The organism is Citrobacter sp. Cpo221 (assembly GCF_030332345.1).
GTDB lineage: Bacteria > Pseudomonadota > Gammaproteobacteria > Enterobacterales > Enterobacteriaceae > Citrobacter > Citrobacter portucalensis.
On sequence record NZ_JAOWIA010000029.1, the window covers coordinates 250,612 to 263,362 of the forward strand.

The 12,751-nt window shown below is 48.4% G+C and carries 10 protein-coding genes and 1 pseudogene; 10 read left to right on the top strand and 1 reads right to left on the bottom strand.

Annotated elements, in window-relative coordinates; translation table 11 throughout:
* Window positions 1-178: 178 nt before the first annotated feature.
* From OGY72_RS02385 to OGY72_RS02400, 4 genes are all read left to right on the top strand, one after another.
* On the top strand, window positions 179-1,561 hold the full coding sequence (locus OGY72_RS02385; RefSeq protein ID WP_126318928.1) for an efflux transporter outer membrane subunit: 1,383 nt from the start codon (window positions 179-181) through the stop codon (window positions 1,559-1,561).
* Window positions 1,562-1,593: 32 nt separating this feature from the next.
* Complete coding sequence (gene cusF / locus OGY72_RS02390) at window positions 1,594-1,941, top strand: cation efflux system protein CusF (RefSeq protein ID WP_008784023.1); 348 nt, start codon at window positions 1,594-1,596, stop codon at window positions 1,939-1,941.
* A 76-nt stretch (window positions 1,942-2,017) separates the two neighbouring features.
* The gene (locus OGY72_RS02395; RefSeq protein ID WP_149281858.1) at window positions 2,018-3,310 is read left to right on the top strand and encodes an efflux RND transporter periplasmic adaptor subunit; all 1,293 of its coding nucleotides are present in this window, start codon (window positions 2,018-2,020) and stop codon (window positions 3,308-3,310) included.
* 11 nt (window positions 3,311-3,321) lie between these two features.
* On the top strand, window positions 3,322-6,465 hold the full coding sequence (locus tag OGY72_RS02400) for a CusA/CzcA family heavy metal efflux RND transporter (RefSeq protein WP_286546594.1): 3,144 nt from the start codon (window positions 3,322-3,324) through the stop codon (window positions 6,463-6,465).
* Window positions 6,466-6,516: 51 nt separating this feature from the next.
* On the opposite strand, the gene rclR is transcribed toward OGY72_RS02400, so the two are convergent.
* On the bottom strand, window positions 6,517-7,371 hold the full coding sequence (gene rclR / locus OGY72_RS02405; protein ID WP_048214745.1) for a reactive chlorine-specific transcriptional regulator RclR: 855 nt from the start codon (window positions 7,369-7,371) through the stop codon (window positions 6,517-6,519).
* A gap of 238 nt (window positions 7,372-7,609) precedes the next feature.
* On the opposite strand from rclR, the gene rclA reads away from it, so the two are divergent.
* The 6 genes and pseudogenes from rclA (at window position 7,610) to OGY72_RS02435 (ending at window position 12,649) form a co-directional block, all read left to right on the top strand.
* Complete coding sequence (rclA, locus tag OGY72_RS02410) at window positions 7,610-8,935, top strand: reactive chlorine resistance oxidoreductase RclA (RefSeq protein ID WP_003831143.1); 1,326 nt, start codon at window positions 7,610-7,612, stop codon at window positions 8,933-8,935.
* A gap of 172 nt (window positions 8,936-9,107) precedes the next feature.
* A complete protein-coding gene (gene rclB / locus OGY72_RS02415) occupies window positions 9,108-9,338 on the top strand; it encodes a reactive chlorine resistance periplasmic protein RclB (RefSeq protein WP_186336574.1) in 231 nt (76 codons plus the stop codon).
* Window positions 9,339-9,349: 11 nt separating this feature from the next.
* The gene (gene rclC, locus OGY72_RS02420) at window positions 9,350-9,910 is read left to right on the top strand and encodes a reactive chlorine resistance membrane protein RclC (protein WP_126318916.1); all 561 of its coding nucleotides are present in this window, start codon (window positions 9,350-9,352) and stop codon (window positions 9,908-9,910) included.
* A gap of 573 nt (window positions 9,911-10,483) precedes the next feature.
* Window positions 10,484-11,178: pseudogene (locus OGY72_RS24755) on the top strand (flagellar brake protein).
* Between the two features lie 21 nt (window positions 11,179-11,199).
* On the top strand, window positions 11,200-11,781 hold the full coding sequence (locus tag OGY72_RS02430; protein WP_174785022.1) for a helix-turn-helix transcriptional regulator: 582 nt from the start codon (window positions 11,200-11,202) through the stop codon (window positions 11,779-11,781).
* A 100-nt stretch (window positions 11,782-11,881) separates the two neighbouring features.
* A complete protein-coding gene (locus OGY72_RS02435) occupies window positions 11,882-12,649 on the top strand; it encodes a putative bifunctional diguanylate cyclase/phosphodiesterase (protein WP_003831149.1) in 768 nt (255 codons plus the stop codon).
* Window positions 12,650-12,751 lie beyond the last annotated feature (102 nt).

Genomic DNA, 12,751 nt, shown 5'->3' on the forward strand with positions numbered 1-12,751 from the left:
ACAGGTTGTGCGGACTTTCAATTCTAGGGAAGCGGGATCGGATAGCAATCTGTTATTAGGAAAATGACAGTTTTGTCATTTTCCTGTCACCGGTTAAACAGAGTCACTTCGTTAAAGTACAAGACTATAAATTCCTACTTATTTTAGGGACATCAGTCCGGTCAGGACGAGAAGAACTATGAGCAAATTTAAGCTTCTTACTCTCAGCGCTATATTCGTGCTCGCTGGTTGTTCATTGGCGCCGGACTATCAGCGCCCCGCTTTGCCGGTGCCACAGCAATTTTCTTTAAGCCAGAATTCCCTGGTGTCGGCTCCTGGTGAATACCAGGACACGGGGTGGCGAACCTTTTTTGTTGACGACCAGGTGAAGGCGTTGATTGGTGAGGCGCTGATCAATAACCGCGATTTACGCATGGCGACGCTGAAGGTTCAGGAAGCGCGAGCGCAGTATGGCGTCACGGACGCTGACCGTTATCCGCAAATCACGGCAGGCTCCAGCGGTACCTACAGCGGTAAATTAAAAGGTGATAGCAGCACCGATCGTGAATTCGAAGCTGGACTCAATCTTAGTTTCGACCTGGATTTCTTTGGGCGACTTAAAAATATGAGTGAAGCCGAACGGCAGAACTTCTTCGCCAGCGAAGAGGCGCGTCGGGCGGTGCATATCTTATTAATTTCCAACGTGTCGCAAAGTTATTTCAACCAGCGCCTCGCTTACGCGCAGTTGCAAGTTGCCGAAGAAACGCTGCAAAACTATCAGCGCTCTTACGCTTTTGTAGAGAAGCAACTGATAACCGGTAGCACCAACGTACTGGCGTTGGAACAAGCGCGCGGTGTGATTGAAAGTACGCGTAGCGAAATTGCCAAGCGTAAAGGTGAGTTGGCACAGGCCAATAACGCGCTGCAACTGTTGCTGGGTACATACGGGAAATTACCCGATGACCAGGCGCGCAGCCGTGGGGATCTTAAACCGGTAACGCTGCCGCCATCGCTTTCATCGCAAATACTGTTGCAGCGCCCGGATATTATGGAAGCTGAGCACGGATTATTGGCGGCAAATGCCAATATCGGTGCTGCGCGGGCGGCATTTTTTCCGTCTATAACCTTGACCAGTTCCGTGTCCAGTAGCAGTAGCGATCTTTCCAATTTATTTAATGCCTCCAGCGGCATGTGGAATTTTGTCCCCAAAATAGATCTTCCAATCTTCAACGCCGGACGTAATCAGTCCAATCTCGACCTGGCAGAAATTCGCCAGCAACAGTCGGTAGTGAATTACGAACAGAAAATTCAGAACGCATTTAAAGAAGTGGCGGATGCACTGGTGTTGCGCCAAAGCATTGCCGATCAAATTAGCGGGCAGCAGCGTTACCTGGATTCATTGCAAATCACACTACAGCGCGCCAGAGCGCTTTATCAGAATGGTGCAGTTAGCTATATCGAAGTATTAGACGCAGAACGTTCTTTATTCGCTACGCGGCAATCGCTGCTCGATCTTAATTACGCCCAACAGGTTAATGAAATTAAACTGTTTGCTGCCTTAGGCGGCGGTTGGGTGGAGTAATCCTTAATATTAACTTTTCAGGAGCATGATGTATGAATACTACCGCCAAAGCCGTACTGTTTAGCCTTTTCTCTGTGGTTATGTTTAACGCCCAGGCCAATGAAAATCAGCATGGCGAGATGATGAATATGCAGCCAGCGGCTCAACAGGAACAACTCATTAGTGCTACCGGGGTGATTGAAGCTGTTGATATGGAGAGTAAAAAAATCACGATCAAACATGACCCTATTCCAGCGGTGAACTGGCCGGCCATGACGATGCGCTTTACGCTGGTTGCTGATACGAAGGCTGATGATATTAAGCCTGGCGATAAAGTCGCGTTTACGTTTGTTCAGCAGGGAAATCTCTCTGTGTTACGCGATATTCACATCAGTAAATAACGTTCTCGCTGGTCTCTTTTATTCTTGCCCGGGTTTTTGCGAACGCGGGCGAGACTATCGCGCAATGGAAATCACTATGGCGTCTTTAAATATTAAAAATACCGCGCTTATTCTCGGTAGCATGATTGCCGGCGGGATTATTTCTGTCGGTGTTTATACTTATTATTCATCGGCAAAAATATCGTCTGTAGCCGGGCCAGTTCAGCAAAAAGAAGCCAGAAAAGTGTTGTTCTGGTATGACCCCATGTATCCGAACACGCGCTTCGATAAACCGGGTAAATCGCCGTTTATGGATATGGATCTGATCCCGAAATATGCCGATGAAGAGACCGCGAACGCGTCATCACCAGGCGTGCGCATCGATCCTACACAGACCCAGAACCTGGGGCTGAAAACAGAGCCAGTGCGTCGTGGACCACTGCACTACGCGCAAACTTTCCCGGCCAACGTTAGTTATAACGAATACCAGTTTGTTATTGTTCAGGCACGTTCTGCGGGCTTTATCGAGAAGGTTTACCCGCTGACAGTGGGGGACAAAATTAAGCAGGGTTCGCCGCTGATCGACCTGACTATTCCTGATTGGGTTGAGGCGCAGAGTGAATATTTATTGCTGCGGGAAACGGGAGGTAGCGCGACGCAGGTGGAAGGGATTCTGGAGAGATTACGTCTGGCTGGAATGCCTGAAGCGGATATTCAGCGCTTAAAATCGACGCGTAAAATTCAGACCCGCTTTACCCTGAAAGCCCCTATCGATGGGGTGATCACCGCATTCGATTTGCGTACCGGTATGAACATTTCTAAAGACAATGTGGTCGCGAAAATTCAGGGTATGGACCCGGTATGGGTCAGCGCGTCGGTTCCGGAATCAATCGCCTGGCTGATTAAAGATGCCTCGCAATTTACCATCACCGTGCCCGCCTGGCCGGATAAGCCTTTCACCATCAGCAAGTGGAGTATCTTACCAAGCGTTGATGCGACCACGCGGACGTTGCAAATCCGTTTGCAGGTTGATAACCCCGATGAGGCGCTCAAGCCTGGGATGAATGCTTACCTGCAACTGAAAACACAAAGCGAGCCAATGCTGCTGATCCCGTCTAAAGCGCTGATTGATACGGGTACCGAGCAGCGGGTAATCACCGTTGATAACGAAGGCCGATTTGTGCCGAAACAGGTTGCGGTATTCCATGAATCTCAGGGGCTGACGGCTATCCGCTCCGGCCTGACCGAAGGCGAAAAAGTGGTGTCCAGTGGCCTGTTCCTGATTGATTCCGAAGCGAATATCTCTGGCGCACTGGACCGTATGCGCGCCCAGTACAGTAAGACGCAAGACGCAGCCGCCATGCCAGCCCAGGCAACCCATTCACACTGAGGACATGATAAATGATTGAATGGATTATCCGTCGTTCGGTGGCAAACCGTTTTCTGGTGATGATGGGGGCGCTGTTTCTCAGCGTCTGGGGAACCTGGACCATCATCAATACGCCGGTTGATGCGCTGCCCGATCTCTCTGATGTTCAGGTGATCGTCAAAACCAGCTATCCGGGTCAGGCGCCGCAACTTGTTGAAAACCAGGTGACCTACCCGCTGACCACCACCATGCTGTCGGTTCCGGGCGCGAAGACGGTGCGCGGTTTCTCGCAGTTTGGCGACTCTTACGTATACGTCATTTTCGAAGATGGTACCGATCCTTACTGGGCGCGCTCGCGCGTACTGGAGTACCTCAACCAGGTTCAGGGAAAATTACCGGCTGGCGTTAGCGCGGAAATGGGACCGGACGCTACGGGCGTCGGCTGGATATTTGAGTATGCGCTGGTGGATCGCAGCGGGAAACATGATCTGGCGGAATTACGTTCTCTTCAGGACTGGTTTTTAAAGTATGAGTTAAAAACGATTCCTAACGTGGCGGAAGTCGCCTCGGTAGGCGGCGTGGTTAAACAGTATCAGGTCGTTATCGATCCGATGAAGCTGACGCAATATGGCATCAGCCTGGCGGATGTGAAATCGGCGCTGGATACGTCGAATCAGGAAGCGGGCGGCTCATCTGTTGAGATGGCCGAAGCGGAATATATGGTCCGTGCCAGTGGATATCTGCAAACGCTTGATGATTTCAATAACATCGTCCTGAAAACAGGGGCCGACGGTGTACCTGTTTACCTGCGCGATGTGGCGCGCGTACAGATTGGGCCGGAAATGCGCCGTGGGATCGCCGAACTGAATGGCGAAGGCGAAGTCGCGGGCGGGGTGGTTATCCTGCGTTCCGGTAAAAATGCGCGTGAGGTGATCTCTGCCGTTAAAGCCAAGCTCGATACGCTGAAAAGCAGCCTGCCGGAAGGCGTAGAGGTAGTTACAACATACGATCGCAGTCAGCTCATCGATCGCGCCATTGATAACCTCAGCTACAAGCTGCTGGAAGAGTTTATCGTCGTGGCGCTGGTGTGCGCGTTGTTCCTGTGGCATCTGCGTTCGGCGCTGGTGGCGATTATTTCCCTGCCGCTGGGGCTGTGTATCGCGTTTATCGTGATGCATTTCCAGGGGTTGAACGCCAACATCATGTCGCTAGGGGGAATTGCCATTGCCGTCGGGGCGATGGTTGATGCCGCAATCGTGATGATTGAAAACGCCCATAAGCGGCTGGAAGAGTGGGGGCATCATCATCCGAATGAAAAGCTCGATAACGCAACGCGCTGGAAGGTTATTACTGACGCCTCGGTAGAAGTCGGCCCGGCATTGTTCATCAGCCTGTTGATCATCACGTTGTCGTTTATCCCCATTTTCACGCTTGAGGGGCAAGAAGGGCGACTGTTTGGCCCGCTGGCGTTCACCAAAACGTATGCCATGGCAGGCGCGGCATTTCTGGCGATTGTGGTTATTCCGATCCTGATGGGATTCTGGATCCGTGGAAAAATACCGGCCGAAAGCAGCAACCCGCTTAACCGTTTTCTGATCCGTATTTACCATCCGTTGTTGCTGAAGGTGTTGCACTGGCCCAAGACCACCATTCTGGTGGCGGTGCTTTCAATACTGACGGTTGTCTACCCGCTGAATAAAGTCGGTGGTGAATTCCTGCCGCAGATTAACGAAGGTGATCTGCTGTATATGCCTTCGACATTGCCGGGGATCTCAGCGGCGCAGGCAGCGGACATGCTGCAAAAAACCGACAAGCTGATCATGACCATTCCTGAAGTGGCACGCGTGTTTGGTAAAACCGGTAAGGCAGAAACCGCAACAGACTCCGCGCCGCTGGAAATGGTTGAAACGACGATCCAACTGAAGCCGCAGGACCAGTGGCGTCCGGGGATGACGATGGACAAAATCATCGCCGAGCTGGACAAAACCGTACGCTTGCCGGGGTTGGCGAATCTGTGGGTTCCGCCGATTCGTAACCGTATCGACATGCTCTCTACGGGGATCAAAAGCCCAATTGGCATTAAGGTGTCGGGTAATGTTCTGGCAGATATCGACGCCACGGCGGAGCAAATTGAAGAGGTGGCCAGAACCGTGCCGGGTGTCTCTTCGGCGCTGGCCGAGCGTCTGGTGGGCGGACGCTATCTCAACGTAGATATCAATCGTGAAAAAGCGGCCCGGTACGGCATGACCGTAGGTGCAGTGCAGCTGTTTGTCACTTCAGCGGTAGGAGGGGCAATGGTGGGCGAAACGGTGGAAGGGATTGCACGCTATCCTATCAACCTGCGCTATGCGCAGAGCTATCGTGATAGCCCGGAAGCATTGAGTAATCTGCCGATTCTGACGCCCATGAAACAGCAAATTACGCTGGCGGATGTCGCCGATGTGACGGTGGTTTCGGGGCCTTCGATGCTGAAAACCGAAGATGCGCGACCAACCAGTTGGATTTACATCGACGCCCGAGATCGTGACATGGTCTCAGTGGTGAACGATCTGAAAAAGGCTATTGCTGAAAAGGTCCAGTTAAAGCCGGGGACCAGCGTGGCGTTTTCGGGGCAATTCGAGCTGCTTGAGCGCGCCAGCCATAAGCTCAAGTTGATGGTGCCAATGACGCTGATGATTATCTTCGTCTTGCTTTATCTGGCCTTCCGTCGCTTTGGCGAAGCGCTGCTGATTATCACCAGTGTGCCTTTTGCGCTGGTGGGCGGCATCTGGTTCCTTTACTGGATGGGTTTCCATATGTCGGTCGCAACAGGGACCGGATTTATCGCCCTGGCAGGTGTTGCTGCGGAGTTTGGCGTGGTGATGCTGATGTACTTGCGCCACGCTATTGAAGCCGAACCCGCGCTGGAAAATCCGCAAACCTTTACGGCGGACAAGCTGGATGAAGCGTTATATCACGGTGCCGTGCTGCGCGTGCGGCCAAAAGCGATGACCGTGGCGGTGATTATCGCGGGTCTGTTACCTATCTTGTGGGGGACGGGAGCAGGCTCAGAAGTCATGAGCCGCATCGCCGCGCCGATGATTGGCGGCATGATCACCGCGCCATTGCTGTCGCTATTCATTATTCCGGCTGCGTATAAGCTGATGTGGCTGCACAGACACCGTAGCCAAAAGTAATGCTTTGAAACGCTCGCCTGCGTCGGTTTGGTCGCCGAAGCAGGCGCTGCGTTATACCTCCAGTGCCTTCACGCGTTTGCGGTACTCGCCCGGCGTACAGCCAAATTCTCGTAAAAAGACTTTATGGAATGACGATTCGCTGGCGTAGCCCACCGACTCGGCCACCACAACCAATGGCTGCGACCCACGTGACAGCATCTGGGCAGCGAATTGCAGGCGTAAAGTGGTTAATACTGCGAGCGGCGTGGAGTTTGAGACTTCACGAAATAGCTGCGCGAAGCTGGCCCGCGACATATGCGCACGTTTCGCCAGTTCTTCGACGGTCCAGGCAAACGCCGGGGACTCCAGCATCATGAAGACGACAGCCCCTAGTTTGGGATGAAGCAGTAGATTCAACACGTTTTGAACGGGGGTCGCCTTGGTTAACCATTCGCGAACGGCTAAGGCGAACAGTGTGGCGCATTGTTGACTGCAGACTACACTGGAACCTGGCAGAGTACTCATGGATTCCTGTTGCATCAAAGCAATCATGGCCTTGAGCCAATGGCTGACAGGGCTATTTTCATCAGGTGCCAGAACCAATACTTCCGGTAACGCAGTTAAAAAATAGCGTGAGGAAGCGTGCAATCGAAGGCTGCCACAAACAATGTGTGTTTGTTCATCGCCAGACTGGCAGAGCCGATGTGCGGAGTTTTGCGGCAGGATCACGATAGTACCGGGCCGCAGAGTAAAAGATGTCCCATCGGGCATGTCCAGTTGGGCTGCACCTTGTGTGACCGTATGCCAGCGGATAATGGACAATTCACCTGCTGCGTGCGGCAGTTGCCAGTCCCTGCTCAGTAGGCAGTTTTGGTCAATTGAGCCTTGTGGGTCGTTAAGCATCAGTAATCGGCTAAGGGCATCCATGGAGACTCCTGAACATTTTTTTGTTGTCGTTTATTGAAACGCTACTATCTCTTTATTTCATTATTATATTAATACCTTCAAAGTGTTAGTGTAATGATTCATTCTAGAAATGTTAGTCATCTTTAAGGCTAATTTAGACGATCTGACAGTTATCGGCGAGTTGTGGATACATTGTTCAGGCAGAGTTAGAGCTATATTTCAGTTCATCAAACGAACAGTGACTTGGCGGAGAGACAGCATGAATCAGTATCAGGCGATTATTATTGGATTTGGCAAAGCGGGTAAAACGCTGGCGGCAACACTGGCCAAAACGGGTTGGCGGGTAGCGATTATTGAACAGTCAAACACCATGTATGGCGGGACATGCATCAATATCGGCTGTATCCCAACCAAAACCCTGGTACATGATGCTGAACTTCAGCATGACTTTACCGAAGCAATGCAACGCAAGGCCTCTGTTGTCAGTTTTCTGCGCGATAAAAATTTCCATAATCTTGCCGATCTGGAAAACGTGGATGTGATTGAAGGTCGTGCTGAATTCGTTGATAACCATACTGTGCGAGTCGTGCAGTCAACAGGCGAGATTGAGCTGAGCGGCGAGAAAATCTTTATTAATACTGGCGCCCAGTCAACGATTCCAAACGTTGAGGGATTAACCACGACACCTGGCGTATTTGACAGCACCGGGCTGTTGAATTTGACGCAACGTCCAGAGCGTCTGGGCATTTTGGGCGGTGGGTATATCGGCGTTGAATTCGCATCAATGTTTGCCAACTTTGGTAGCAAAGTCACTATTTATGAAGCAGCTCCGCAGTTTTTGCCTCGTGAAGACCGGGATATTGCTGACGCTATCGCCAACATTTTACGCGACAAAGGCGTCGAGCTGATCCTCAATGCCAACGTGCAGTCGGTCTCCTCTCATGATGGTGCAGTACAGCTGCACATGCCGGAGGGGGCCCAGACGGTGGATGCGCTGTTGGTAGCATCAGGTCGCAAACCGGCGACAGAAAACCTGCAATTGCAGAAAGCGGGTGTGGATGTAAACGATCGTGGTGCCATTGTTGTGAATAAATATTTGCGTACATCGGCAGATAACATTTGGGCAATGGGCGATGTCACTGGTGGATTACAATTTACCTATATCTCGCTGGATGACTTCCGTATTGTGCGTGACAACCTGCTAGGCGAGGGGTTACGTAACACGGGCGATCGTCAAAACGTACCGTATTCCGTCTTTATGACGCCGCCGCTTTCCCGCGTCGGAATGACTGAAGAACAGGCTCGCGCCAGCGGTGCGGCGGTGCAAGTCGTGACGTTGCCGGTAGCGGCTATCCCGCGAGCGCGGGTGATGAATGATACGCGTGGTGTTCTTAAAGCGGTGGTGGATAGTGAAACGAAACAAATATTAGGCGTATCGCTGTTGTGTGTGGATTCTCATGAAATGATTAATATCATCAAGACGGTTATGGATGCAGGGTTACCTTATACCACATTGCGTGACCAAATATTTACCCATCCAAGCATGAGCGAATCACTAAACGATCTCTTTTCTCTCATTAAATGATAATAGCGTAGTCTGCATATTTGCCCCACCCGTGTGGGGCTTTTTTTTATTTGTTTTTTATATTCCTGATACTAATTGACAGTTATTCTGGCGTTACGGATGGAATAAAATAAAGTGACATGTTTTATTATATTCCCACTGAAATAACTCGTTAATGGAAATAGAAATGAACATGTTTAAATCTACGTTACTAATGACTGCGTTACTGACTGCTCCGGTGACATTTTCCGCGTTAGCGCAAACAGAGGTTGCCCACATTAGCGTATCAGCCGTGTCTGGCTCTCCTTCCGTGGTGGAAGATGCCATTGCGAAACTGGCGCAGGAAAAGAATGCGACTTCCTGGAAAATTACCTCAATGCGCATTGATAGCAGCACTCACGCAACGGCAATTTTGTACAAGTGAGGAGAGCCGGGATGGAAAAGTATCTTCGTATATTGGGCAAAGGCGATAGGGTTGGATTAACCTTGATTCGCTTGAGTATCGCGATTGTTTTTATCTGGATTGGTTTATTAAAATTTGTACCTTACGAAGCCGACAGCATTACGCCGTTTGTCGCCAATAGTCCGGTAATGTCATTTTTTTATGAGCATCCAGAAGAATACAAACAACATTTAACCCACGAAGGTGAATTCAAACCGCAGGCTCGTGAATGGCAGACGGCGAATAACACGTATACGTTCTCAAATGGCCTGGGCGTAGTCGAAGTTCTTATCGCTTTGCTGGTGCTGGCTAATCCTGTTAGCCGTTGGTTGGGATTAATTGGCGGCGTTCTGGCATTTGCCACACCAATTGTTACCTTATCATTTTTAATAACCACACCAGAGGCATGGGTAATGCCACTGGGTGATTTACACTACGGATTTCCGTACTTGTCAGGCGCCGGACGGTTGGTGTTGAAAGACACGTTAATGTTGGCGGGAGCAGTGATGATCATCGCAGATTCATCCCGATCAATAATTAAGCAGCAGTATTGAATTTTTAACGTTGTGCCCTCTGTAAGATAGTAAGCCACTATAGTTCGATTCGGTACTTACCGGGCCAGCAGGATGCTGGCTTTTTTTCTGCCTTAAGGGAAATTTATTGTAAATATAAGATTATTCAGTTTAGAAGAATAACTAATCAGTTCTATTTCCCTGATTAATGATATAGTGCTGTAAGCATTTTTCCTCCTTCCTGTGAAAGCGCGGCAACCCGCATACTGCGTAGTCTTCCGGCCATAAAAGCTCCATTTTTCTCTATTTTTTTCTGTACAATTCTTGCTATTTGTTATCTCAAAATCATATCTCAAAAAAGCTTGTTATTCATTTTTGTTATAGTTAATCAACAAGTTCGCGTGGTTTTAGGCATGTCTTAAGCTAGAATTAATCCTGATTAAATGTTTTTACGTATCAATAAATGACTAAAGATAGTTAAAAACTTAATTTTTAACCAACTGTTTGACATGGAATCCACTATGGTAATTAAGCACCAGGGGTGGATGCTGATCTCGCGTTTTGTGAGTAACCAAAGGCGGGACATATCTTAAATATGGAAATAAGGGTTTTAGAATGAGCTTTGGCTTAGCAAAGGAAGACAAGTTTGAAATCATCGCTATCCTTCGTGAAGAGCTTCATAAGAAAACGAAACTGGAAATCCTGTGTGGAGACAGTAGCGTTATCACGCAGTTAGAGAAGGTTGATTTCGAACGGTTTGTCATCTCCGGACACGGAGATATTGTTCCTGAAAAGGTCCAATACTTTATCCTGCACAGCGAAAGCGGGATTGTAAAATTTAGTGCCAGGTTCGAACAAACCTCGTCAGCAGGTGCGGAAGCAGGATTATCCTACTTCATCCCGGATATGATTTTCTTTGCCCAGCAGAGACAAAATCAGCGTTTTTCATTCCTGAAGGGTTATGACTTTTTCTGTTTTGGTCGTTACAAAAATGGAGAAAACTACTCTCTCAAGATTAAAAATATCTCGCAGGGGGTTGTGCGTTAATCGTTAAAGATGTAAACGCCCGTTTTCTTTATAAAGATGCGGCGATTAAAAATGCATCTCTGGATTTCGATACCTTTGGCAGTTTACAACTGGACTTAAAAGTGATCGATGTCGTCCCGATCAATGAATTTGATGAGGATAATCAGTTGTATTCCTGTCATCAGATTTCATGTGAGTTCGACTTTAAAAATCGTCGTGAAGAGACTGAAGTCGAGAAAATCATTATTAAATTTTTAATGAGTAACAAGATTAGAAGCTTATAAGGAACGGTGAACAGGATGTTGATGTGTGGCAGTGATAATTTTGTGGGCAATGGTATGTTTGCCTACCTGACCAGCAAACATGTACCGATACAAACATTCCAGTTTGAGGATATGTTGCATCAGTCATCATTATGCCAGCATCAAACCATGGTTTTTAATATCATTGATAATGAACAAGCGTGTTCAGACATTGTTCAGTTTTTGAATAAAAACCGATTCAAATTTTATAATAACGTCGTGGTGATTGTTGCTGATAGTTTGGTGGCGAAATTATGCGTAGAGTTATTATATGTCGAAAAAACAATAGTTTTGACTGAAAAATCTTCACTGCGTGATTTTGGTCAATTGGCGACATTATCAGTCGGGAAATGGAACCCCCGACTGTATCGTTCGCAGAAGAGATTAACCGAAAGAGAACAGCAGATCCTGAACTTACTGGTAAGTGGTTATACAGCCAAAGAAATTTCTGAGTTAGTTAGCCTGAACTATAAAACGATTCAGGCACATAAGATGAGAGTCGTCGCCAAGCTTGGCCTGATCAATACCTCTGATTTAAATAAGTTAATTGTCAGATTTACCCATCGTATGTCTTTTTTACCCTAACCTGACCATTCTTTTCTGATGTGATACACCTAATAGTAGATACAATTCGGGAGTGATTTTGACTGGTTTTTAATTTTATGATTTGTAGAGGGAGAGGGGAATGTTTAATTCCAATGAGGTGCTAACTGCGCTTGAAAAGGCTTTGAATACCAGTCAACTTTATATGGTTTATCAACCTATTTTCAACTTGCATGCTCAGCGTATAAGCGGATTTGAAGCATTAATGCGTTGGAATAGTCCTCAGATGGGTATGATCTCTCCCGATGTTTTTATTACCTTACTGGAAGATAGCGGCAATATTATTTCCATTGAAGATATGGTTACTCACTCTCCGTGGGATGTTGCAACTTCCTGGCCTGACCCCATTGTATTATCCGTCAATATTTCCGCGCTTGAATTCTGCGATCCTCTGTTACCCCAACGCGTCAGACAAAATCTTGCCACTTCCGGATTGCCGGTCCATCGATGCCAAATAGAGGTCACGGAAACGTCACCGCTGTGTGACAGCCAGATTGCGGCTAAAAATATGACGGAATTAAAGGCGATAGGGGTCAAGCTTGCGCTTGATGATTTTGGAACCGGTCATGCTAATCTTAATTACCTGTTGAAATATCCTTTTGATACCTTAAAAATTGATAAGGAATTTGTCACCGGTATTGAGCCCGACACCCGATCAACAAAGATTGTTGAGGGTATTATTTCCCTGGCGCATAATTTTGGCATTGAAGTTCTTGCCGAAGGGGTGGAAACCCAGTCCCAACTGGAGCGGTTGATGCAGATTGGTTGTGACAAAATTCAAGGCTTTTTCATTTCTCCCCCGGTGCTGGCAGAAGAGATCCCTTCACTCTTAGCACAATATAATCGTTAATCCCTCCTTTTCACGTTTCCCAACCCCCTTGGTTGTTCCGCGTTGCTGTTAAGTCTGCAGGCCTGATAAGCGTAGCGCATCAGGCGGCCCTGAACGGCAAAA

What these genes read in the sequence shown, in the direction of transcription:
- OGY72_RS02385 (WP_126318928.1), top strand. Translation starts at nt 179, where the DNA reads ATGAGCAAATTTAAGCTTCTTACTCTCAGCGCTATATTCGTGCTCGCT.
- cusF (WP_008784023.1), top strand. Translation starts at nt 1,594, where the DNA reads ATGAATACTACCGCCAAAGCCGTACTGTTTAGCCTTTTCTCTGTGGTT.
- OGY72_RS02395 (WP_149281858.1), top strand. Translation starts at nt 2,018, where the DNA reads ATGGCGTCTTTAAATATTAAAAATACCGCGCTTATTCTCGGTAGCATG.
- OGY72_RS02400 (WP_286546594.1), top strand. Translation starts at nt 3,322, where the DNA reads ATGATTGAATGGATTATCCGTCGTTCGGTGGCAAACCGTTTTCTGGTG.
- rclR (WP_048214745.1), bottom strand. Translation starts at nt 7,371, where the DNA reads ATGGATGCCCTTAGCCGATTACTGATGCTTAACGACCCACAAGGCTCA.
- rclA (WP_003831143.1), top strand. Translation starts at nt 7,610, where the DNA reads ATGAATCAGTATCAGGCGATTATTATTGGATTTGGCAAAGCGGGTAAA.
- rclB (WP_186336574.1), top strand. Translation starts at nt 9,108, where the DNA reads ATGTTTAAATCTACGTTACTAATGACTGCGTTACTGACTGCTCCGGTG.
- rclC (WP_126318916.1), top strand. Translation starts at nt 9,350, where the DNA reads ATGGAAAAGTATCTTCGTATATTGGGCAAAGGCGATAGGGTTGGATTA.
- OGY72_RS02430 (WP_174785022.1), top strand. Translation starts at nt 11,200, where the DNA reads ATGTGTGGCAGTGATAATTTTGTGGGCAATGGTATGTTTGCCTACCTG.
- OGY72_RS02435 (WP_003831149.1), top strand. Translation starts at nt 11,882, where the DNA reads ATGTTTAATTCCAATGAGGTGCTAACTGCGCTTGAAAAGGCTTTGAAT.